This window comes from Sphingobacterium sp. UBA7631 (assembly GCF_002483935.1).
Classification (GTDB): Bacteria; Bacteroidota; Bacteroidia; order Sphingobacteriales; family Sphingobacteriaceae; genus Sphingobacterium; species Sphingobacterium multivorum.
The window spans coordinates 421,124-444,106 of sequence record NZ_DLIX01000007.1; the positions used below are offsets into that span (position 1 = coordinate 421,124).

The following is a 22,983-nucleotide window of genomic DNA, read 5'->3' on the forward strand; positions in this document are numbered from 1 at the left end:
GCTAAAATGCGACAAAAAAAATGACAAAACACAAAATACACTGATTATCAAAATATTAAACACTAAAAACAGTTAAAGTGTATCATTTTTGTTTCATAAAATTTTTGATTTTTGCTCAACTATAGTAAATTAGATCTTTATTAAGGGAAATCATACCGCTCTTTTTTCTTATAACAGGTATTGAATAGCAAACACACTATTACAAATAATCACTTATTTTGCCCCCCGATTATTCAATATCTTCTCTTCTAACCAAAATGCTAAATGGAATTAGCCCATTTCATTAAAATTTCACCGTTATGAAAATATGTATATAAAAAACTGAATATAACACATATACTATATGAATAACAAATTATACTCTACATTAAGGGTGTTAGGTATTGTTCCAACAATACTTTTTTCAGCATCTTTATTGCACGCGCAAACCAGCCAAGTAAAGGGAACTGTTGTAGACGCTAAAACCAAAGCTCCTATTCCAGGTGCCACGATCAAAGTATTGGGCACTTCCAACGCAAGTTCTACGGACGTTAAAGGTGCATTCCAGATCAATGTCGATGACAAAAACCGCATATTAAACATCAGTACGGTCGGCTATGAAAACAAAACGGTAACTCTTGGTCCTGGCGAAACGACAGTGACGGTAAGTCTGGACGAACAGACACAGCAACTGGAAAGCGTGGTCGTTACTGCTTTGGGTATTAGCCGTGCACAAAAATCATTAACATACTCTACACAACAGGTCAGTGGTGACGAATTAAACAAAGTTAAAAGCACCAACTTGGCGAATAATTTAAACGGTAAAGTTGCAGGTGTTAACATTGCTTCCAGCTCTTCTGGACCAGGTGGTTCAGCAAAAGTTATTTTGCGTGGTAACAAATCGGCTTCTGGGAACAATCAAGTACTTTATGTTGTCGATGGTGTTCCGATCAACAATCAGACATTAGCAAGCCAGCCAGACAACGTTTTCGGCGGACAACGTGATGGTGGCGACCCTATTTCATTGATCAACCCAGAAGACATCGAAAATATCTCCGTATTAAAAGGAGCATCCGCGGCGGCATTATATGGTAGCCAAGCGGCCAACGGCGTTATCTTGGTAACAACGAAATCAGGTAAACAAGGCCGCACAACGATCAACTTCTCCTCAAGTGCACAGATCGAACAGGCTGTATCGACACCGAAATTCCAAAGCCAATATGGTCAAGGTTCAGGTGGCAAAAACAGTAACACCAGTGTATTTAGCTGGGGCGACAAAACCAATGGTGCCGACTATGATAACTTAGGTGAATTTTTCCGTACGGGTAGCAACTTCACCAATTCATTGACTTTGTCAGGTGGTAACGAGAAAAACCAAACGTATTTTTCTTATGCCAATACCCTTGCAAAAGGTATTCTTCCAGAAAATGACCTGATGCGTCACAACTTCAATCTCAAGGAAAGTGCTTCATTCTTTGATAATAAGCTGACCGTTGAAGGAAGTGCCAATTACATTACGCAAAAATTAGATAATGCACCTACTTCAGGTTTCTATTATAATCCATTAGTGGGAACCTACCTATTACCTCGCAGCTTAAATATTGCGGATTATAAAAATTTCGAAACGTTCAACACAGGCCGTAATCTTTACGATCAAAACTGGTTTACGCTTTCGGACGACGAAACCACCCAACAAAATCCTTGGTGGATTATGAACCGTAATTCTACACGTTCAACACGTAATCGTTTGCTCTTGAATGGTAGTGCGAAATACAAAATTGCACCTTGGATCAGCGTGCAGGCCCGCGGTAGTGTAGACCGTACCAGCGAAGTATGGGACCGGAAAGCTTATGCCGGCACACAGCACATTTTAGCGCGTGAAAATGGAGCTTATAGCTATACCAATACCACGATCACCCAACAATACGGTGATTTAACGGCCAACATGAACTTTAATATTGGCGATAAATTACAAATTACAGGATTGGTTGGAACGAGTATCACCGACTGGAAAACAGAAGGTACAGATTTTACCAGCGGCAAAGATGGACTCAAAGTTCCCAATCAGTTCTTTATCCAAAATACGACAACTCCGGTCACTTCGACATTGTCTGCAAACCGAAGACAATTGCAATCGGTATTTGCATCGGCTAACTTAGCCTATGACAACTGGATTTATTTGGATCTGACTTCGCGTTGGGATTGGTCGAGCACATTAGCCTATACACCGCAAAACCCATACGCTTATCCGTCGGTCGGTTTGGGCATCGTTTTGAACGACAAGCTTAATCTACCTGAATTTGTGAATATGGCCAAAATTCGGGGTTCATACGCAAAAGTCGGAAATGATCTTCCTCCTTACACTACCTTGCTTACCAACCGGGTAGACCCATATGCGGTACTAACCGTGAATGATATTGCCTTTTTGAAGGAATTAAAACCAGAAAAAACGGCTTCCTTGGAGATCGGTACGGAATGGCGCATGTGGAATAACCGTTTGAATGTGGATGTTACTTATTACAAAACAAACACCACCAATCAGTTTTTCAAAATTGCAGCTGGAAATGCATCCCTCAACAACATGTATGCAGTTAATGCCGGCGACATTCAAAATCAAGGGGTAGAAGCATTGGTATCATTGGATGCGATCAGAAATGACAATTTTAAATGGACAACCAGCCTCAACTTTACGTATAATAAAAACAAAATTGTAAAACTTGCAGACGGTATTTCTGAATTTACCCTAACAGGTGAGGGACGTAATAATTTTGCATCTAAATTGCAAGTTGGTGGTTCTTTCGGAGACATCTATGGTCAAGATTTTATACGTGACGACCAAGGAAGGATTCTTATTTCCGAGGACGGTATTCCGCAGAAAAACAACACCTATACCAAACTCGGAAATTCGAACCCAATTTGGCAAATGGGCTGGAACAACAGTTTCAATTATAAAAATTTCAACTTAAGCTTCCTGATCGATGGTAAATTTGACTACGAAGTGATGTCCGTGACGCAAGCGTTGCTTGACGGTTACGGTGTCTCGAAAGCGAGTGGCGACGCCCGTGCCAATGGCGGTGTTAGCATCAATGGGGTTACACCAAGCGGTAAAGCCGTAACAACAGTGGACGCCGAAAAATGGTACACTTCCACGGCTGGTATGGGTCCGGTTAGCAGCCAATATATTTACGACGGAACGGTTGTGCGGTTGCGTGAATTGACTTTCGGTTATGACTTCAATATTAAAGACAGTTTCTTCAAAAAACTTCGCGTAAATGCTGTAGGAAGAAACCTATTCTATATTTCGAAAAAGGCTCCATTCGATCCTGAAGTAACGATGTCTACAGGTAATTCCTTAAGTGGGGTGGATATCTTTATGATGCCGGCAACACGTAATTATGGTCTTACACTAAATGCGACTTTCTAAACGACCAACAATGAAATATCCCTCGTTAAAAAACACATATATCGGTAAAAATGACGAGGATATTTTATATAGTCTTAAAATACAAACGATTAAAAGATGAAATTTAACATAAAAAACATATCCAAGTTCTCACTCGCTTTTTTAATGCTTGGCGGCACCTTAAGTAGTTGTACCAAGAATTTTGAGGACTATAACAAAAATAACATTGGCGTTACGGATGAGGATTTAAAAGGTGATGGCCAAGATCTTGTCATTTTCTTGCGAAATGCACAGATGTCTATTTACAATTTCTCGGGCGCGGGCGATCCCAATTCCTATCAGGTACAACAGAATCTAAATGCGGATGTATTTTCAGGTTTCTTCATGTCTCCTACTCCGTTTAATAGCGGGCAGAACAACCTGAATTACGCCATGGTAAATGGATGGAATGGAGAACCATTTAAAGTACTCTATTTGAATGTTATCAAATCTATTGAAAAGCTAAAAAGCAATGGACTTGCAGAGACTTACCCTGCATTATGGGGTTCGGCTTTGGTGATCAAAGTAGAAGCTGCCAGCCGAGTGACAGATATCTATGGTCCTATCCCCTATAGTAAAGTAGGCACCTCCAATACTGTTCCATACGACAAACAATCCGATGTATATGCTGCTTTCTTCAAAGAGCTCGATGAGGCTGTAACAGCATTAAAATCATACAAAGCGGATAGCCCAATGGCTGCTAAAATAGACCAGATCGATTTGGTATTTCCGAATACCGATAATCAGGTCAGATTTAAAAATTGGCTAAAAATCGCCAATTCGTTACGTCTTCGTTTAGCGATGCGTTTGGTTAAAATCGATGCAACTTTAGCAAAAACACAAGCTGAAAAAGCATTGGATCCAGCAAATGGCGGTGTATTGGAAAGTAATAGCGAAAACTTCAAGATCACTGTACCAGCAGACGGAACCTACAGCAACCCACTTTGGTTTATTTCCAAAAACTGGGCTGACACGCGTATCAATGCGACACTTTCGTCTTATATGACCGGATTGAACGACCCTCGTATCTCTAAGTATATGTCTCCCGTCATTAAAGACGCAACAACAACAGCTTTCGCGGGAAAATATATCGGAATCCGTGCAGGAGCAGACGGCATCGAAAAGGATAAATACCAAAAGCTATCGGCATTGAATACTGAAGGTACAACGCCAACTTTCGTAGCGACTACAGCACCGATATTAATGACTGCTGCTGAGGTTTACTTCCTCCGTGCCGAAGCAGCATTGAGAGGTTGGAACAATGCTGGGGGAACAGCGCAATCACTTTATGAAAAAGGAGTGGAAACGTCCTTTACACAATGGGGTGTATCAGCTGGGTTAAGCACTTATCTCAATGATAATACAAGTAAGGCAGCGGCTTACGAGGATCCTTTCAACGCGAAGAATAACGCAGCTTCACCTAGCGCACTGACCATCAAATGGAATGAGGGCGCTACCAACGAAGAAAAATTGGAACGTATCATTACGCAAAAATGGTTGGCGATCTTCCCTGAAGGACAAGAGGCCTGGAGTGAATTCCGCCGTACAGGATATCCGCGTCTATTCCCTGTTGTGGTCAACAATAGCGGTGGACTGATCGATACTAAAATACAGATCCGTCGTTTACCGTTCCCACAAAATGAATACAATACAAATGCAGCTGAAGTACAATCTGCAATCTCCTTGTTGGGCGGACCTGACAACGGCGGTACCAGACTTTGGTGGGATGTAAATAAGGGTAATTTCTAATCAAGAGATTAGCCGAGATAAATCTCAAAAAGGGGCAATCCATAGCTGGATTGCCCCTTTTTTATGATATCTTGAAAATTAATCAAAGTTTCCAGACTGTTGTTTCTATATTACAAGTCAACTAAATTATGTTGTTTTAAAACTACATTTTTACCAACATATTGTTGTTTCGAACCTACAATACAACAGAAATCATCCACAAAAGATTTCAAAATCAAATTTCTCTTAACAAAAACTTAATAGAAAGTTCCTGTAGCAGAGATAAAGAATTACCCGTTCAATTAAAAAAACCAAGAAGAATATTATGAAAAATCTCTCAATCCTGGGTTTTATCACCCTCCTGGCATGTTGCATGCTATTTGTTGTTTGTAAATCAGAATCACATTTAGAAAATCCCTACAAGGACAAAACAGAAAAGGAACTCGAATCCCTATCCGATGAAAAATACAGTAAAATCATTGCCTTTGCGAGCCCTAAAGCATGTTCTGATGCCACAGAATGGGAAATGATAGAAATACGGACAGTATGTGGAACAAGTTACCTCCCCTATCATAAATCGGTAGACAAAACAACCTTGCAAAACATGATCAATGACAACAACCGACTAATGGAAATATACCAACCAATGATGGCGCCCAAAATAAATTGTATATCTTATCGCAAACCATTGGGCGTGATCTGTAAAGAAGGAAAAGCGGACATTAAATATGAAGAATCCGCTTCAAAATAGTTACTCGAGCCTAAGAAACAGCTCCATAAACGCATAAATTTTTCGTAATTTAGCCATCAAGAAGAATGGCTGAATTACGTTTAATTACCCCGATAGAATACCTCAAAGGTGTAGGTCCACAAAAAGCAGATGTACTCAAAAAAGAGCTACAGGTATTTACGATTGGTGATCTATTGACACAGTATCCTTTCCGTTATATCGACCGTACGGAGTTTCATAAAATCCGGAAACTTCATCCCGATATGATGGCTGCACAGGTGCTGGGCCGTCTGGTTTCTTTACAGCTCGTGGGCGAAAAGAGAACGAAACGTCTTGTTGGCTCATTCAAAGATGAGACCGGCTCCATGGAACTGGTCTGGTTTCAGTCCATCCCCTGGCTTCAAAAATCATTGAAAGTCGGATCCGCCTATATTATATATGGCAAGCCGAGCGAATTCAATGGCCAGCTATCCATTACCCATCCCGAAATGGATCTGTATAACCCGCAGGTAAAACAGATCGGCAATATGAGTTTACAGCCGGTTTATTCATCGACAGAAAAACTCAAAAAGTTTAATCTGGATACCAAGGGAATCCAACGTTTACAACAGACTGCATTGGAAACCGTATTCCGTAGTATTGACGAATCGCTTCCCCAGGATGTGCTTGCTAAACATGGTCTCATTTCCAGGCAACAGGCTTTCGCTTCCATCCATTTTCCAAGCGATCAAAAGGAGCTGAACCAGGCCATCAAACGCATCAAATTTGAAGAGCTATTCTTTATTCAGCTCAAGCTGCTCAACAACAAGCAGCTCAATACACAGAAATTTAGAGGCCAGCGGTTCAATAAAGTCGGTGAAAAATTCAACACGTTCTTTAACGAGCGCCTTCCATTTCCTTTAACAGGAGCGCAGAAACGCGTTGTAAAGGAAATCCGCATAGATACCAATACAGGTGCACAGATGAACCGCCTGGTACAGGGCGATGTAGGTTCCGGGAAAACAGTTGTTGCCCTCATGAGCATGCTGCTTGCTGTCGACAATGGATTTCAGGCTTGTATGATGGCTCCTACAGAAATCCTGGCGACACAGCATTATCATGGACTAAAGCAGCTCGTGGGCGATGACATCGTCAATATCAAGCTACTTACAGGATCCACAAGCACAAAGGAACGCCGTTTGATCCACCAGGCACTGGAAGATGGCAGCTTAGATATTTTAATTGGCACCCACGCCCTGATCGAGGATAAGGTACAGTTCAAGAACCTGGGCTTCGTTGTTATTGACGAACAACACCGCTTTGGCGTGGAACAACGGGCCAAACTCTGGCGCAAGAATGTCATCCCACCACACATGTTGGTCATGACAGCGACGCCAATTCCACGGACATTAGCCATGACCATGTACGGTGACTTGGACATTTCCGTGATAGACGAATTACCTGCTGGTCGTAAACCGATTAAGACTGTTCACTTTTTTGAAAGCTCCCGTTTACGGATGTTTGGTTTTATGCGCGAGGAGATCGCCAAGGGCAGACAGGTCTACGTGGTATATCCCCTCATCAAGGAGAGCGAAAAACTGGACCTGATCTACCTTGAAGCAGGTTTGGAGAACTTACAGCGTGAATTTCCCCTTCCACAATACAAGATCAGTATTGTTCATGGCAAGATGCCTGTAAAAGACAAGGACTTTGAGATGCAGCGCTTTGTCAAACACGAAACACAGATTATGGTTGCCACTACCGTTATCGAGGTGGGCGTTAATGTTCCCAATGCATCGGTGATGGTCATTGAAAATTCCGAACGATTTGGATTATCCCAGCTGCACCAATTACGTGGTCGTGTAGGCCGTGGTGCTGAACAGTCTTTCTGTATTCTGATGTCGGGCAATAAGCTGAGCAAAGAAGGACGATTAAGGCTGGATACCATGGTGCGTACCAATGACGGATTTGAAATTGCAGAAGTCGATCTACAGTTACGTGGCCCGGGCGACATCTCTGGAACGCAACAATCGGGTGTTCTTGATCTCAAAATGGCAAATTTAGCCACAGATCAAGCGTTGCTCACTGAGTGCCGTAATACCGTTATCGAAATCTTCAAAGAAGACCCGACGCTCCAAAGCGAAAAGAATCATTTGCTCCGAAGCTTCCTCGCCAGAAAATCAGATGGTATCGCCTGGGATAAGATTTCTTAATCGTATGTCATTTTCGAAATAAAAAACGGGGCCAGCAAATAAATCAACAACGCGTTTAAGTGAATAAACAGAGCACAGTGGAATCTAAAGGCCGCTCGTCAACATAAATAGGATACGAATTGTTGTTAATTAGCTCTTGAAGACAATTTATCTTTTTTGTATATAAAACCAAATTTATTTACTTTTGCATCATTATGAACATGATATAGAAAAATATCCCTTCTTTTACTAGGCAAAAGATGGCGACCGAACGCTTACATATTTTGAGTTGCCCTGGTAAGCAAATCACAGGAAATTTATTGGTTAATGGAGAATTATGTCATAATCGGCATCAGTCTTGTGTGGTGTACAAACGCATAAATTCTTAAATTTACCTTTTCAAACAAAAACCGGGCTTACAAGCTCATTGAAAATAATTTAAAAAGTGAACGTATAACAAGAGGTAGGCAATAGCATACATTGCAAAGCTTAATGACCTCCCTACTTCACTTGAAAGACTTAATAGTACAAAATGGCCAGAATTAAAATACACGATACAGCAATAAAACCCGAAACAGCCGTCTTGGTGAGTGTGATCACGCCAAGTGTGACGGAGACAAAAGCAAAGGAATATTTGGAGGAACTTGAATTTTTGGTACAGACTGCCGGTGGCGAGACCAAAGGCATGTTTACACAGAAACTGGGCTTCCCAGATCGCGCTACATTTGTCGGCAGTGGAAAGCTGGAAGAAATAAAAGCATACGTTGAAGCGGAGGAAATTGACATCGTTGTTTTCGACGATGAGCTTTCACCTTCGCAGCTGCGTAATATTGAGAAAGAATTGAAACGCAAAATATTGGACCGCTCCAACCTTATCCTGGACATCTTTGCCCGACATGCCAAAACTGCTCAGGCAAAGACACAGGTCGAATTGGCACAGCTGCAATATCTATTACCACGTCTGACCCGTATGTGGACCCACTTGGAACGTCAGCGCGGGGGTATTGGTATGCGTGGTCCGGGGGAGTCACAGATCGAGACCGATAGACGGATCATCCTGGACAAGATTTCCCTGTTCAAAGAACGCCTAAAAGCAATCGACAAGCAAAACGAGACACAACGAAAAAACCGTGGCGAGATGATCCGTGTAGCTTTGGTAGGTTACACCAATGTCGGAAAATCAACGATCATGAATATGATCTCGAAGTCTGATGTACTGATCGAGAATAAACTTTTCGCAACATTGGATACGACGGTACGTAAAGTTGTGATCGACAACCTTCCTTTTTTGCTTTCAGATACCGTTGGTTTTATCCGCAAACTGCCACACCACCTGGTGGAATGTTTCAAATCCACATTGGATGAAGTTCGGGAAGCCGATGTCCTGATCCATGTGGTCGACATCTCGCATCCGAATTTTGAAGATCATATCCAGGCGGTAAACGAAACATTGAAGGACCTTAAAGCACTTGACAAACCGGTGATTACAGTGTTCAACAAAATTGACCTTTATAAACCGGCCGTCGAAGAAGGACACGATGGTGAGGAAATCGAGGTCACGTTGGATGATTTTCGTAATTCCTGGATGGCAAAAAATTCTGATCCAGCAATCTTTCTATCAGCAACGAATAAAACGAATATCGAAGAGTTCAAACAAAAACTTTACGATATTATTGTGAAAATGCACAATGAACGCTACCCTTACAATAACTTATTGTATTAATTTTGACAAACAATGCTGTGAACGGGCCTTATACCTGTTCACAGCTTAATAAAATACGAAATGAACAAAGAGGTGCAGTTTCAAGATTGGGGCCTTGTCGATTATCAGGAAGCCTGGGACAGACAAGAATCCATCTTTAAGGGCGTATTGGACATCAAACATGACAATAGAGTCAATGCAACAGCAGCAAATACCCCAAATTACTTGATCTTTACAGCACATCCCCATGTTTACACCTTAGGGAAAAGCGGGCACGAGGAATACCTGCTCCTAGATGAGAAAGGACTGGAAGAGAAAGAGGCCAAATTCTACAAGATCAACCGTGGTGGCGACATTACCTATCATGGTCCGGGACAGATTGTCGGTTATCCGATACTGGATCTCGACAACTTCTTTACGGATATCCATCTGTATCTGCGTACACTGGAAGAAGCTATCATATTGACCTGTGCGGATTATGGTATCGAAGCAGGGAGATATCCCGGGTTTACGGGAGTATGGATAGAACCGGATAAACCAACTGCACGCAAGATCTGTGCAATGGGCGTGCGTGCTTCACGCTGGGTGACCATGCATGGCTTCGCATTCAATGTCAATACAGATCTTGATTATTTCGGCAACATCATTCCTTGCGGCATCGACGATAAGGATGTAACGTCTTTAAAACGGGAGCTTGGCAAAGAAGTTGATATGGAAGACGTGAAAGGGAAACTTAAAGGCCATATTGCCCAACTCTTTGAAATGCAAATAGTGTAATTTAAGTTTTCAATAACATACAAAGGCCCTTTGAAAGCGGAATTTTAATCTCCTTTCAAAGGGCCTTACTTTTTTGAGCATCCCTGTTCCTCATGGTTAATAAAACCCCTACTAAAGACACAAACGAGGGACATTTTCAGACACTTGGAGGTCTTTACGTGACCCCGACGCTATTTCCGAATATCAACAATAATACATACACTCATAGCTGGCGAGTTTCCCATCAACAAATCTGAAAATAAATAATCCTGCATCGCCATTTTGAATATAGAAAGTATGTGGCGTTGAAATCCAGTCTGCCGAAAGCAGTTCACCAAAGTGGTTTACAAAGTCTCTTTCCGCATAATTGGCATCCATCCGCTGGTCCCCCAACACAATAGCTTCACCCGCACTAAAAAATAGCTTATACAAGGTTCCGACCACTTTGCCTTTATAATTTTCTTCAAAGGCAACGATCATATTCGGTGTTTTATAATAATACCGCGGCTCCCAGCCACATTCGGGCATATCGGGGATTTCGGTAACCCGCTGCAGCGCCAGTTGCTTCATTTGTCCATCTGTGATTTTACCATCAAATAAAGACACTCCTTTCCATTCGAAATGGAAGTTTAAGGCCTTCAGTTTCTTTGCGTACACTTCGGACTGGAACTCATGTTGAAATTTATCGGCCATTAACAGTTCAAAATCGATATCAACCTTGGGGTCCACTTTTCCCGCTTTGTCGTAAGATTCCTTCCAATAGGTAAGCGCCTGTTTTAACTTGGAATACTTCGTCCAGCCGATTTCACGTAGACGGCCTGCCTGTATCAGTTCTTCCTCCTGGTCCTTCCCTTTGACAGCCAAATATTCTTTAAGGACCTTGTCATAGCTTAACTCAGCACCCAAAAATTTCATCTGAATGTACTCCGGATTTTCATGGAAGTGGTCTCCGATGTAGACCCATCCATCTGTGTAGAGCGGCACATAATCGATACATACCATTTCATTGAGCCCCGCCCTACGCACAGCGGTACTTGTGGTATTGGGTGCCTTACGCACGCGCAATTGCGAGACCTGTACATAGAAATGTGGGCATTGAGCGCCTTCGGTTCCGCGATAGAAATATTGTTGTGGTTCTCCGGCAGACCTTTTTCCATCCATGGCACTTTTCAGAGGCTGACGGTCTATAAAACCGATATCCCCATTATTCACCTGCACTTTGTACTGCGTGTTGGTGGAATCCAACAGATACACAGGTGCCTCTGTTGGAAAAACTCCCAAGAGGTCTTTATTATTTCCTGCTTCACGGAAAAGGTGCCCCCATGTTGAGGTATAAAGTGGCCGTTGACCCGCTGGCTGTCCTACTGCGTGATGCACAAACCAACTAACAAAAAAGCAGAGTATGAGTAATCCTTTTTTTGGCATAAAATTAATTCTTTGAATACATGACCAGTGGTCGCTCCATTGCGATCAACAGCAGGGAACGAGACATCAATAAATGCAACAGAAACTTTTCCTGGCTACCGGTCAAACACGCACCGTTGCAATAACGAAATTAATACAAAAAGGAGGCCAATGAAATCACCGGAATCAGGTATTTTTTTGGGCAGGAGATTGTTTGGTTTCTAAACTACGCAATGTGGCTATTTGCGCTGTAATAAACTTACCTGACCTTCCAATGAGAGGATTGTTTTTTCCTGTGCCTTGACCGTTTGCTCTAAGGCATTAACCAGCTGTTTATAAATACCAAGACCTTCGGCAGTGACATGAGCTGTTTCGGCAGGTAGAGCACTGAGTGCCCCCTTCTCATCCTTTCGCATCATAGTCCCTTCACCCATGAGCAACCAGGCTGGGCTAATGTCAGGATGTTTGGACAGTATAGCCACCATAGCATCTGAACTGAGTGCAGTATTTTTCTGCCCTCCCTTAAAGTTTGCATAGGAAAGTTGCACATCTTTGAAAAATTCGGTCTTACTGATGCCTTTGGTTTCAGCGATCAGCAGCACACGTTCCTTTACATTCACTTATAGCTTTTTTAAATGTTGGCTGTTTATTTATTTCTTAACGATTTTATTTCTTGCTCTTGAATCGACAATAATCGCTCCAACGAAATAATTGTCTTCTCCTGAGATTTAATTGTGATATTTTGTGACGATATAACCTGTCTTAAGGAGTTGACAACGGCATTAGTAACGCCCTCAATTTCATTTGTCACATAACCCTCCTTTTCTTCTTCCTGAGCAAGAACGGGCTTTAGCATCTCACCTTCGCCTTTTAACAACCATTCGGAAGAATATGCAGGATATTTTTCAACAATACTAACTAACCATTTCGCCTGTACATCTGTATTGTTGGTTAAGGCACGTGTAAATACGCCTCTACTAGCTCCAACGGCAGTTTCAAAGGCTGTCACGCTCAGTCCTTCTCGATCTGCAATAACTTTAATTCTCGTTAAAAAAGAACTCATAATCAATAATTATCAATATAAAATTTGATTAATTGAAAATTAGTGTTTAAATTAGTTTAACTATTGATAATTATAAACACATCATTCACCAAAAACTAACAAATGAAACCAACAGGGCTATAGATCAGTGCACAGATCATTATGAGCCCAAGCAGCAGTTTCATCAACTTTAAAACATATAATCTGATGAAAAATACGCAAAAGAAACTAAAAGCGAAACATTTTCGCTATTTAACCCAAGAACACATCGACGATCCGATGAAATATCTCATTGGGTTCTTTGAAAGCGAAACATCCATACGTGACTGGTTAGCGGACCTAAATACGCTAATTAACGCGGCTTCAAACGCAAAGATGAACCCACCACGTTCCTCTACCGGATATCTCACTAGAAAATTAATTGAACAGGTGGAATTGGCCTATGTTATTTTTAGGAAATGTAAACTAAAAACAATAGAACAACCGCTGAAGTTCAACAAAGGCGTTTCAGACTACTGGAATCAGCTATTAGCAATAGACTCATCGGCAAGCAATATTGATACTGCAGCAGACAGCATTAGCCGTTTTTTTTCTTATGAGTCTTTACAACAATGGTACAACATTCTTGATGATTTATGGATAAGTTTAGGAGACAGAGATAATGGCTTTTTAGGCGACAACGGCCATGAAATTCTTGCTATAAAAGAATTCCTACTGCGCCTAGCTGCTGCTCTCGGAAAGATCTATGAAGATCAAATACTTCCAAACAATGTTATAGAAAATCAAGAAGACATTACAGATGCGCAGCGCCAAACCCAGCAATCTTTGGACGAAACAGAAGACGAAATACTTCATCCAAAAAAACGCATTATATTGCCCGACTGGCTTGCTTCCCAATCTTACTCCGTCTCAGCATTAAAAGATTTCTTTGATAGAGACGATCTAAATGGCTGGCGAGAAGATATCCGATATTGGTACAAAACGGTCATCGACGAAAAAAAATTCTGGTCTGCTGATCATGAAAACAGTAAATTTTCGGGGGCACATCTACTCTTTAACTACGCCTGTCTTTACTCCTTATTAGAAATGTTATCCAATAAATCTGAGGAATCCCCTATTCTTCCAGTCTGTATGGACAATTCATTTTCGATATTGCCCGAATGCCAATCAATTTTGATTAGGCATGCAAAAGAGGAGATTATACTTTATTATGTATCGAATGAAGAATTAGACAATCCTTTGTCAGCACTATTGGCAACAGTTAAAACATACGATCAGCAAGAATGGAATGAAATCTTGTATGAATGGATCAACTATGGCCTCGCCAAAAACCGATATACCGGTGCCTATTCAGACTACAGTACACGAATTTACCAGACTATGATCAAAATATTAGAACTGGCCTATTTAACAGCTTTTTCTGAAGAGATAGAATTCCCCAATCAAGAACAAATAGCTCCAATAGAAACAAAAATATAACCTCCATTTATTCAACCCATATTATGAATACCGATATTAACCCTATTATCGAGGCAATCCTTCGTGCTGTTGCTGTCGATGAAATCTACCAATGGACTTTTGACCACGATGGTAAAAAGTATCAGATGCTACAGGTCAATCTTACCTCAAATGCCGGAATTCGATTTTCCGACGCCAACAGTCTGATAAACAAAACTGTTGGCTCCTATCCCAATGTGTATATCAATGTGAACTTCACGCACGAAATACAACAAAAAGTGGATCAAGGTTTAGGCCGGGCCTATCTTATTTGCCAACCTGAAAACCGCATTTATCAGAATCCTGTGCAAGAGATTCCCCTTGTCTTACCCAATAATAAAAGTGACGAAGTCATCGAAAAAACACGGACATATATCGAAAAGGAAAAGAGCAAGATTCGATCTTTTATTGATGGCTACAATTTCTATTTTGAGCATAAACGCAGCATTCATGCTACATCAAGCTTTGGAGCTTGCATTTCGAACATCCGAAAATATCCTCGTTGTTGAGGATAAGAAGTCCCATTCCTTAAAAAACCATATAAACTATCTCAGAGCTTTCGACGATCGCCTCGGTACACTAGCCGATAATAACGAAAAAAAACAAGCTTTGGAGAAAATTAACAAGGCTTACATCGACTATCGATATCACTTTGGTTATTTTATCGATGAAGATGTATTAGAAACAGCCTATCAGATTGCGATCAATACATTAAACTGGATATACGATTATTCCAATCTTCTCTACGAAGAAATAAGGGTAAAACTAACCATTCTTCAAAATAGTAATAACGAAGTTGAAAATTACAAAAATAACAATGATATATACAAAAAAGATTATTGTAACTCCAATTTTCGGGATCTTATTCTTAATGCAATTGAATGTTATTGTACACCTGCTTTGGTTGCTTGTTTTGGTTATGACTCTGATTATCACAGACACCATAATGCGCTCCAAAGAGCCAAAAAGGACCACATCACCCATTCCTACTATATTTTTGTTGCTTATGAGACTTTAAATGGCGAACTCAATAATTTAACACAATTCATTGCGGATATGCTTCCCAACAATGTGTCGCTCACGCTGGCCCTGGAAAACTCAGCCGTTTTCAGCAAACAGTTTTCAAAGGGTCATCCCTTTTTTCTTTCACTCCTGAAAGCAGGTGACATCTGGTTGCAAAATACATCCATGGCCAATATCGATCTGGAAAGCATCGTTGCCCCACAGCTAAATCTAGATTATGTACGTCAACAATGGAAGACGCGCTATAATAATGCGCGCACATTATACTTGCCTTATGAGGAATACTGCTCGGCAATAAGTATAGAGGCCGTATATTTTATGCTATCTCAAGCGCTGGAACAAGTTTGTCTTGGCGTAATCAATACCGTACTTCAATACAAACCGCAACGGGTCAACCTTACTTTCCTCATGCAACTCTGCAAATTGATAGTTCCTGATGCCTACTTCATTTTTTGCTTGGATCATCAAGATCAGCTTAACGCCTTCAAAAACATTACGGAAGCACAGCAGGAATTTAGATATAATGCAAATTATAAAGGAAATCCACTAACAATTATAGAATTGCAAAAACGCACAAAAACGTTTATAGAAAGGTGTAACCAAGAGATGGAAAGCTATTTCGAGAAAATTTCTAGCCAACAGCTGGTCGAACAAGTTGAATAGAAGGCCGCTTATGAAGGAATAAACCAATTATAATTATGTCAAATAATTTGCAAATAATCGGGATTATTCCGATTGCTATATAAATATTTAACAAAGCGGTCAAGCAAGGGCCCGAATATCTTTAATCTCCAATATATTCTTAACGTTATCTCTTTCCACTGCATGTATCATGGCACGTCCGACTTCATGTAGGGAAAGTACTGCTGAAGGGGCAAAAAATTTGATTATTTTGGCCACAAAAGCAAAGGGATTGGCATGCTTTTGCCCTGAAACAGTCGTCATTGCTCCTGGTCTAAAGTTATACTCCTTTTTGAACGGTAATTTGGCAAGATCATTCTCTGTTTTACCCTTAACCCTAGCCCACATCACTTTGCCTTGCTCCGTACTATCGGTGCTTCCTCCGGAAACATAAATAAAACTGATCTCCGAATTGATTTCCAGCAGGGACTTTGCAAAAGCTAGTGTTGTATCATAAGTAATATAACGGTACTTGTCTTCTTTCATTCCCACAGAACTCACGCCAGCACAGTAAAAGCAGGCATCATAGCCTGCAATCGCATCTCTAAATAGCGAGAGTTTAGTAAAGTCTTCGACCAAAAGTTCCTTTAATTTTGGATGCTGAATGGCAGCAGTCCGACGGGAAATGCTCAGCACGGCTGTTACCTTTTCATTTTGTAGACATTCCAGCAAAACGCCTTCGCCAACCATTCCGGTGGCTCCTGTTATAATTACCTTCATATTTCAGCATGGCTCCTCATTGGAACCTTTAGTTAAAAATACATTATTGCCCTGAGGCATTTATAAAATTCTATGACTAAATCCGCCGCAACCGCTCTTCTTCCAAGTCCAGTTGATATAACTGCGAACGAACAATCCCCTCATCAATGGTCGACTCGCAGTTTAGCTTCTGAAGATATTCCCGTTGCACATCCAAAAGCTCCATAAATATCACTTTCGCTTTTTCATTCATCCAGGAATCATCGGCCGCATTCACCTTTTCCTCCCAATGTTTCAAAATGCGGTCCATAACATCACGGTTGTGCAGTTCTTTCTCATGTTTATCTTTCAGAAATTGGTAAACATGATGTTTCAATCCTTGCTTCATGCGACTTCGGACCTGCTCTTCGGGCTCTTCTTCAAACGTTTCGAACAGCCTAGTCCTTCTGATTAAGTAGGGCAAGGTAAGCCCTTGTATCAAGAGCGTGGATAAGATCACGACAAAGGTGATAAATAAGATCAGGTTTCGCTGCGGAATAGCCACACCATTCATAACGACAGGAATGGATAATGCTGCTGCCAATGACACCACACCACGCATGCCGGTCCAGCCCAACAAAAGAGGCATTAGAAAACGCTGTTTGGTAGATCTCGATCTTGGCGCCACACCCGGGCGAAAAATAAGGGTAGCAATCATGGCTGCATACGAGCTGATAATACGGGCAAGGATCAATACTCCCGTTACCAAAAGACCGTACCCGATGGCTTCCAACAGCGACGTTCCATTGGACCGCAAACCCGCAACAATCTCCGGAAGATCTAATCCAATAATAAAAAATACGATACCGTTCAGGATAAATACAAAACTCTCCCAGACACTCAGCCCCCGCACCCGGCTCGTACTATTGAGAAATGTCAGCCGCTGACCGGACATCAAAAGGCCACCGGCAACGACAGCCAACACCCCTGAGCTATGAAATTGCTCTGCGATCCAATACATAAAGTAAGGTTCAATCAAGGTAAGTGCAATATCCGAGGGCGCATCTGTCGGTAGACGCTTGTGTGCCTGTATAAAAAACCAACCCAATAACAGGCCAATACCCACACCACCGACCAGCATCCAGATAAAGGATACCGCAGCTTGTCCCCATACAAATTGACCTGTCCCAACAGCAATAAGAGCAAAACGTACAATGATCAAGGAAGAAGCATCATTTAATAGGCTTTCGCCTTCCAGGATCGCAGAAGTAGCTTTGGGAACTTTCACAAATTTCATAATCGCTCCTGTGCTGACAGCATCTGGCGGTGACACAATGCCTCCCAGCAGAAAGCCCAACGCTAGTGTAAACCCCGGTATATAATAATTGGCAACAACCGCGACAGAAAGTGCCGTAAAGAATACAACCAAGAAGGCAAAACTCCCGATAATACGCCACCATTTCTTCATCTCCTTAAACGAAATTGACCAAGAAGCCTCGCAAAGCAAGGGCGGTAGAAAAATGAGAAAGATGACGTCCGGATCAATCGTCACTACGGGCAAAGTGGGAATAAAACTAATGAATAGCCCCGCCAGAACCAAGAGAATGGGATAGGCTACCCGTAGTTTGGTCGCCCACATTTCGATCAATACGATGATCGCAATCATTGCGATAAATAAAGGAAATAAGCTGTGCATACTACTTCATAATTATAGATCCGGAGATATCCTTTTCGTAGTGTAAAGATCTCAAATGGAAATTACAAAAATCACCGGACAACCTAATTTTTTTCTGTACCCCTATTTTAACGGCACTCTGTACCTAAACAGCATCCTGTACCCTACTTAAATTAGCAAAAAGATTTATTCTTATGGCGACAACTGCACATCAACCGTATCTGATCAGACAAGTGGATCTTTCTGATTTAGCGCTTATCAAAGAAATACAAAACAAAAAGCAGGTAGATACAGCACGCATAAGCATGCCTTTCCTGGTGCTCGACCAAGGCAATCAATTAAAAGCCTTTTCGTCTGTAATACTCTGCAGAAAGAATTTACTGTCGGTCGAAATGACCTACGACGGTCCTATTTCGGATACGCTTTCCAACGTATTTATGAACAAAGCGCAATCCTTCTTTGAGCAACAGTTGATGAACCTATTTGGTTCGGAAGAATCGCTCAGAAAAGGAATCCGCCGATATAATAACTGGTTAAATCAAAACAGAAACAGTAAATTAGCATAAGGATGGAACAGCAACTGTTATATAAAAAAATAGCCAATATTGTTGAAAACCAGATCAAAAATGGTTCCTTGGTCTATGGCGATCGTTTACCTTCTGTCCGCAGCGCTCAGAAATTATACAATGTAAGTTTAAATACGGCAAAAAGTGCCTATATGGAACTAGAGAGTCGATCGCTCATTGAATCACGCCCCAAATCAGGCTATTTCGTTAGCCGATCCGGGCTTCGTCGGATGGCTATCCCGTCCATTTCTACCTTCAAAATCGACGAAAAGAAACAAGATCCCGCGGCATTGATCGATAAAGTTTTCCACTCCCTGGAAGACAAGGAAATTACACGCTTTTCACTGGGTTTACCCAGTGCATCATTACTTCCGATTCAGAAACTCAATCGATGCATTATAGAGTCGGTTCATGAGCTGCATGATTACGGTGATCAATATGGACAGGTACAGGGAAGTCCGAGCTTACGGAAAGAAATTGCCAAATGGTCATTGGTACTTGAGGGAAAAATAAGTGACGAGGATCTTATTATCACGTCGGGCGCCATGAATGCCATCTACAGCTGCCTTCGTGCCGTCACTAAACCCGGCGACACCATAGCGGTAGAAAGCCCCCTTTACTTTGGCTTTATTCAGGCTTTTCAACTACTGGGCCTCAAGACCATCGAGATTCCGACCCACCCTATTACGGGAATTGAATTGGATGCCCTGAAAAAAGTTATTCATAAAATTGATGTCTGTTGTTTTGTCACCAACTTTAGCAATCCATTGGGCGCACTCATGCCTGAGGAGCACAAGAAAGAGCTTGTCAAACTGCTCGCACACCACCATATTCCATTGATTGAAGACGACCTATATGGAAACATCTATTTCGGTTCGTCACGGCCCAAACCATGCAAATATTTTGACGAAGAGGGACTGGTGATGTGGTGTGGATCATTTACCAAAGTATTAGCCCCAAGTTTTCGGCTCGGTTGGGTTGAGCCCGGGCAATACAAAGATAAGATCCTAAAACAAAAGCTCATACAAACGATTTCGCAGCCTGCAATTTACCAGGAAGCTGTTTCCAAATTCTTACAGATCGGCCGGTACGACCACCACCTCAATAGCTTCAGAAAAAAACTGTACAGCAATTATGTCAATTTTAGAAACAGCATTGAGGCCCATTTTCCGGAAAATACCAAAATGTCGCAGCCCGAAGGTGGCTTTGTACTTTGGTTAGAGCTGGACAAAAAGATAGACTCAACGGTGCTCTACGATTATGCGCTTAGGCAAAAGTTGAGTTTTGCACCGGGAAGGATGTTTACACAGCACGATCAGTTTAAGAACTGTATTCGGCTTAACTATGCTGTGGACTGGAACGAAAAGACAGCACAGGATCTGATGCGCCTCGGCCGATTTTTTAAGGCTGTATTGTAAGAGGAAATTTCCGCGATCATCAGTATGGTATCCTTGGATAAGAATTGCTCTGCGCCATGAGGCGTTGTCTACCAGGATCTGACCTTAAAGGTATTTAAGCCGTACCCTATAAACGTTCCAAGGGCACCTTGTGAGCACCCTTGGAATCAAAAAACAAAGTGTATACACTTCGCAGAGAGAAAAGAATCTTTGTTAACGAATCGTCTCAAAGAATTTTTTAGTCTTGTTATAGGCGATTACACCAATTATACCGATCATCAGCCATAAAAAGTCGACGACGAAAATATCCCGCTGTCCATTGCGGAAGGTATCCCAGATCCAGTTACCAGTCATAAAACCATTGGCAAGTGGAATAAAAAATGCCAATATGCTTCCAACCAGCAATGTTTCGCGATTGGTTCTGCGTATGCTTCTCCGGATAATGTAATACAGTGAAAATAGGAGCCAGCTATAGAAATAAACGCGGTATATAAAATCCTGATTGACCTCAGGGCTCAATTTAATAGCAATGAAAGTCAATGCAGTGACAGGTAACATCGTCAAACATATTGCCGTGAAAATATTGGCCGCCCAGAAATTGAATTTTCGTTTTCGTGGAATTACGTTGTTTTTGTCACGCGCTACCAACCAGATCAATATACCCGAGATAATAACAAGACACCCCATAACTCCCAAAATAAAGTACACCATCTTGAGCGGATAGCCTCCATAATCGCCATAATGCAACCGGTATATAATGCTGCGCACCCCATCTGCATAGCTAGCATCGCTAACTGGTGATTTCTCGGCAACAACTTTATTGTCGGCCGCTCGCACAGACAACAGCCCCGAGCCAGCAAAGCTTTTGTTAAAATGCGGTTCCAGCTCCATGATAACATGCATATTGGAGTCTGCGTAGTTTTTGATCGTAATACGCTGAAAATCGGCTTCCGGCCATTTGTGTTTTGCCAGATCTAAAAATGGAGCGATATTAATGTCTGCATTTAAAGGTTTGTAGGTATAAGGAAAATTGGTTTCGGCACTAACCCCCATCTCCTGATACATTTTTTGCTGATCACCATCATACAACAACTTGCTCAGCGGCAAAGCGAGTACTGAATTGATGATCAAGAACGTACCTGTTACCGCGAAGATAAATTGAAACGGAAAACCAATGACGCCCAATGCGGTGTGCATATCGGTCCATACCGTTTTCCATTTACTGAAGGGTCTGAACACAAAGAAATTTGAGACGATCTTATCCCAATGCAGCAATAACCCGGTAATAAGGGCAAACAGAAAAATAAAAGCGGTAATACCTGCAATAAGATAACCAAATGGCGCTATGCCTACCCGAATCGGCACCTGATTGAGCTGGGCCAAGAAATGCAAACGAAATAAAAACTCGCCCATATCGTAATTCTGCACATAGTCTCCAGCCTTTTTATTGGTAAAATTATAGGTAAAGTTCTTTGAATCATCATCTCCACCCCTTCTGCGGCTATTCTTTTTTGCAGCTTTTTGTTCAGGCGTGATCTTCGCCAGGTTTTCTTTATTGAGTATACTATCGTTGGATGCACTCAAGCCCACGTAGGCTGAAGTCCCTTCCCGGTGCATATAAAAGGTAATATCGCGTCCATGCAAATTTGTTTGTCCTTTGAGTGAGTCGAGCAAATGATCAACGTTTTTATGATCTTCGCGATAAGTCTTATACGACGTGTTATTCTGCCAGGCAGCGATTTCGTTTCTAAAAAATGCAAATGATCCGGCAAAAAATATCACATAGAGGATGGCGCAGATGATAATGCCGCTAATGGTATGTGTATTGAAGTAAATATTATAATTTCGGTTATTCATGATGACTTACAGTTTGAAGAAATAGGGCAGGGAGAAAAGGACAGCCAACACTAAATATATCCCCCATATTTTCCATCCACTCTTAGCAAGAAAGGCCAATAAGAGCAGTACTGCCCATAGGAGATAGCCCGTGAAGCAAGCCGTGGCAACAACATCCTTTTTCTCAAAAATATGAGTGACCAACACGTGGAAAGAGATCATGACGACATAACCACCGATAAATCCGGCTGTAATTTTCAGGAATCGCTGAAAGGGCGTACTGAGGTATTTTTTATTAGCAGGCATATTTAATCGGTTAAGAAATCAATAATTCAACACAAAGGCTAAATACATACAATCCCATAATTGGGTATAATTTGAAATAGCGATAAGGATTTAATAGGACCACAAGACACATCATGCACATGAAATAGGCAAAAAAAGCAAAAAAACCTGCTCCAAAGCCTTGCAGATAAAGAACAGCTATAAATGGAAAGATCAACAGTAGCATGCTCAATGTGCGCACAAACTTCGTTTGTGCGCACAATTTTTCGAGCCATTGTGGTCTAGGGCCAAACTTCACCTTTTTGCTCGTGTTGTAAAAAAGATAGGCTCCCATGAGTATAACGATTAACAGTGTACTATACATCGATTCTATAATTTATCTGGATCGGTC

Annotated in this window: 19 protein-coding genes; 11 read left to right on the forward strand and 8 right to left on the reverse strand. The window is 41.5% G+C overall.

What is annotated here, in order from left to right; all coding sequences use genetic code 11:
• The first annotated feature begins 343 nt into the window (after positions 1 to 343).
• The 6 genes from B3P16_RS13690 to lipB all read left to right on the forward strand — a co-directional run bounded on the left by B3P16_RS13690 (position 344) and on the right by lipB (position 10,529).
• Positions 344 to 3,403 carry a SusC/RagA family TonB-linked outer membrane protein gene (locus B3P16_RS13690; protein ID WP_286710261.1) on the forward strand — a complete coding sequence of 1,020 codons (3,060 nt, stop codon included), beginning with the start codon at positions 344 to 346 and terminating at the stop codon, positions 3,401 to 3,403.
• Positions 3,404 to 3,499: 96 nt separating this feature from the next.
• Positions 3,500 to 5,170 carry a RagB/SusD family nutrient uptake outer membrane protein gene (locus tag B3P16_RS13695; RefSeq protein WP_070561324.1) on the forward strand — a complete coding sequence of 557 codons (1,671 nt, stop codon included), beginning with the start codon at positions 3,500 to 3,502 and terminating at the stop codon, positions 5,168 to 5,170.
• 304 nt (positions 5,171 to 5,474) lie between these two features.
• Positions 5,475 to 5,900 (forward strand): hypothetical protein, encoded by a 426-nt coding sequence (locus B3P16_RS13700; RefSeq protein ID WP_070561326.1) that lies wholly within the window; start codon positions 5,475 to 5,477, stop codon positions 5,898 to 5,900.
• A 65-nt stretch (positions 5,901 to 5,965) separates the two neighbouring features.
• Entirely contained in the window at positions 5,966 to 8,071 is a 2,106-nt protein-coding gene (recG, locus tag B3P16_RS13705; protein WP_286843291.1) for an ATP-dependent DNA helicase RecG, read from the forward strand.
• 511 nt (positions 8,072 to 8,582) lie between these two features.
• A complete protein-coding gene (gene hflX / locus B3P16_RS13710; RefSeq protein ID WP_046672676.1) occupies positions 8,583 to 9,773 on the forward strand; it encodes a GTPase HflX in 1,191 nt (396 codons plus the stop codon).
• A gap of 60 nt (positions 9,774 to 9,833) precedes the next feature.
• Positions 9,834 to 10,529 (forward strand): lipoyl(octanoyl) transferase LipB, encoded by a 696-nt coding sequence (lipB, locus tag B3P16_RS13715; RefSeq protein WP_070561330.1) that lies wholly within the window; start codon positions 9,834 to 9,836, stop codon positions 10,527 to 10,529.
• A gap of 183 nt (positions 10,530 to 10,712) precedes the next feature.
• Here the strand turns inward: lipB and B3P16_RS13720 are convergent, their stop codons facing one another.
• From B3P16_RS13720 to B3P16_RS13730, 3 genes are all read right to left on the reverse strand, one after another.
• Positions 10,713 to 11,933, reverse strand: coding sequence for a hypothetical protein (locus B3P16_RS13720; protein ID WP_286843293.1), 1,221 nt, complete (start codon positions 11,931 to 11,933; stop codon positions 10,713 to 10,715).
• A gap of 218 nt (positions 11,934 to 12,151) precedes the next feature.
• Positions 12,152 to 12,532 carry a hypothetical protein gene (locus tag B3P16_RS13725; protein ID WP_070561333.1) on the reverse strand — a complete coding sequence of 127 codons (381 nt, stop codon included), beginning with the start codon at positions 12,530 to 12,532 and terminating at the stop codon, positions 12,152 to 12,154.
• Positions 12,533 to 12,558: 26 nt separating this feature from the next.
• Complete coding sequence (locus tag B3P16_RS13730) at positions 12,559 to 12,975, reverse strand: hypothetical protein (RefSeq protein WP_070561335.1); 417 nt, start codon at positions 12,973 to 12,975, stop codon at positions 12,559 to 12,561.
• 186 nt (positions 12,976 to 13,161) lie between these two features.
• Here B3P16_RS13730 and B3P16_RS13735 point away from each other — a divergent pair, with 186 nt between their 5' ends.
• From B3P16_RS13735 to B3P16_RS13745, 3 genes are read left to right on the forward strand one after another with little or no spacing between them, the layout of a single operon-like run.
• Positions 13,162 to 14,433, forward strand: a complete 1,272-nt coding sequence (locus B3P16_RS13735) for a hypothetical protein (RefSeq protein WP_286727417.1) — start codon at positions 13,162 to 13,164, stop codon at positions 14,431 to 14,433.
• 23 nt (positions 14,434 to 14,456) lie between these two features.
• Complete coding sequence (locus tag B3P16_RS13740; RefSeq protein ID WP_286843295.1) at positions 14,457 to 14,960, forward strand: hypothetical protein; 504 nt, start codon at positions 14,457 to 14,459, stop codon at positions 14,958 to 14,960.
• Positions 14,902 to 16,137, forward strand: a complete 1,236-nt coding sequence (locus B3P16_RS13745; RefSeq protein WP_286843296.1) for a HEPN domain-containing protein — start codon at positions 14,902 to 14,904, stop codon at positions 16,135 to 16,137. The genes B3P16_RS13740 and B3P16_RS13745 overlap by 59 nt, the downstream gene beginning before the upstream one ends.
• Positions 16,138 to 16,236: 99 nt before the next feature.
• Here the strand turns inward: B3P16_RS13745 and B3P16_RS13750 are convergent, their stop codons facing one another.
• Together B3P16_RS13750 and B3P16_RS13755 are read right to left on the reverse strand one after the other, a co-directional pair.
• Positions 16,237 to 16,875 carry an NAD-dependent epimerase/dehydratase family protein gene (locus B3P16_RS13750; protein WP_286752761.1) on the reverse strand — a complete coding sequence of 213 codons (639 nt, stop codon included), beginning with the start codon at positions 16,873 to 16,875 and terminating at the stop codon, positions 16,237 to 16,239.
• A gap of 76 nt (positions 16,876 to 16,951) precedes the next feature.
• Positions 16,952 to 18,529, reverse strand: a complete 1,578-nt coding sequence (locus tag B3P16_RS13755) for a Na+/H+ antiporter (RefSeq protein WP_286843298.1) — start codon at positions 18,527 to 18,529, stop codon at positions 16,952 to 16,954.
• Between the two features lie 173 nt (positions 18,530 to 18,702).
• Here B3P16_RS13755 and B3P16_RS13760 point away from each other — a divergent pair, with 173 nt between their 5' ends.
• Positions 18,703 to 19,074: a hypothetical protein gene (locus B3P16_RS13760; RefSeq protein ID WP_112375059.1), complete on the forward strand. Its 372-nt coding sequence runs from the start codon at positions 18,703 to 18,705 to the stop codon at positions 19,072 to 19,074.
• A 2-nt stretch (positions 19,075 to 19,076) separates the two neighbouring features.
• Positions 19,077 to 20,492: a PLP-dependent aminotransferase family protein gene (locus B3P16_RS13765; RefSeq protein WP_201640018.1), complete on the forward strand. Its 1,416-nt coding sequence runs from the start codon at positions 19,077 to 19,079 to the stop codon at positions 20,490 to 20,492.
• A 192-nt stretch (positions 20,493 to 20,684) separates the two neighbouring features.
• Here B3P16_RS13765 and B3P16_RS13770 read toward each other — a convergent pair whose 3' ends face one another.
• The 3 genes from B3P16_RS13770 to B3P16_RS13780 are packed head-to-tail and all read right to left on the reverse strand — an operon-like array spanning position 20,685 to position 22,956.
• Complete coding sequence (locus B3P16_RS13770) at positions 20,685 to 22,328, reverse strand: PepSY-associated TM helix domain-containing protein (RefSeq protein WP_286843300.1); 1,644 nt, start codon at positions 22,326 to 22,328, stop codon at positions 20,685 to 20,687.
• 6 nt (positions 22,329 to 22,334) lie between these two features.
• On the reverse strand, positions 22,335 to 22,613 hold the full coding sequence (locus tag B3P16_RS13775) for a hypothetical protein (RefSeq protein ID WP_046672687.1): 279 nt from the start codon (positions 22,611 to 22,613) through the stop codon (positions 22,335 to 22,337).
• A 10-nt stretch (positions 22,614 to 22,623) separates the two neighbouring features.
• Positions 22,624 to 22,956, reverse strand: a complete 333-nt coding sequence (locus B3P16_RS13780; RefSeq protein ID WP_112375062.1) for a hypothetical protein — start codon at positions 22,954 to 22,956, stop codon at positions 22,624 to 22,626.
• Positions 22,957 to 22,983 lie beyond the last annotated feature (27 nt).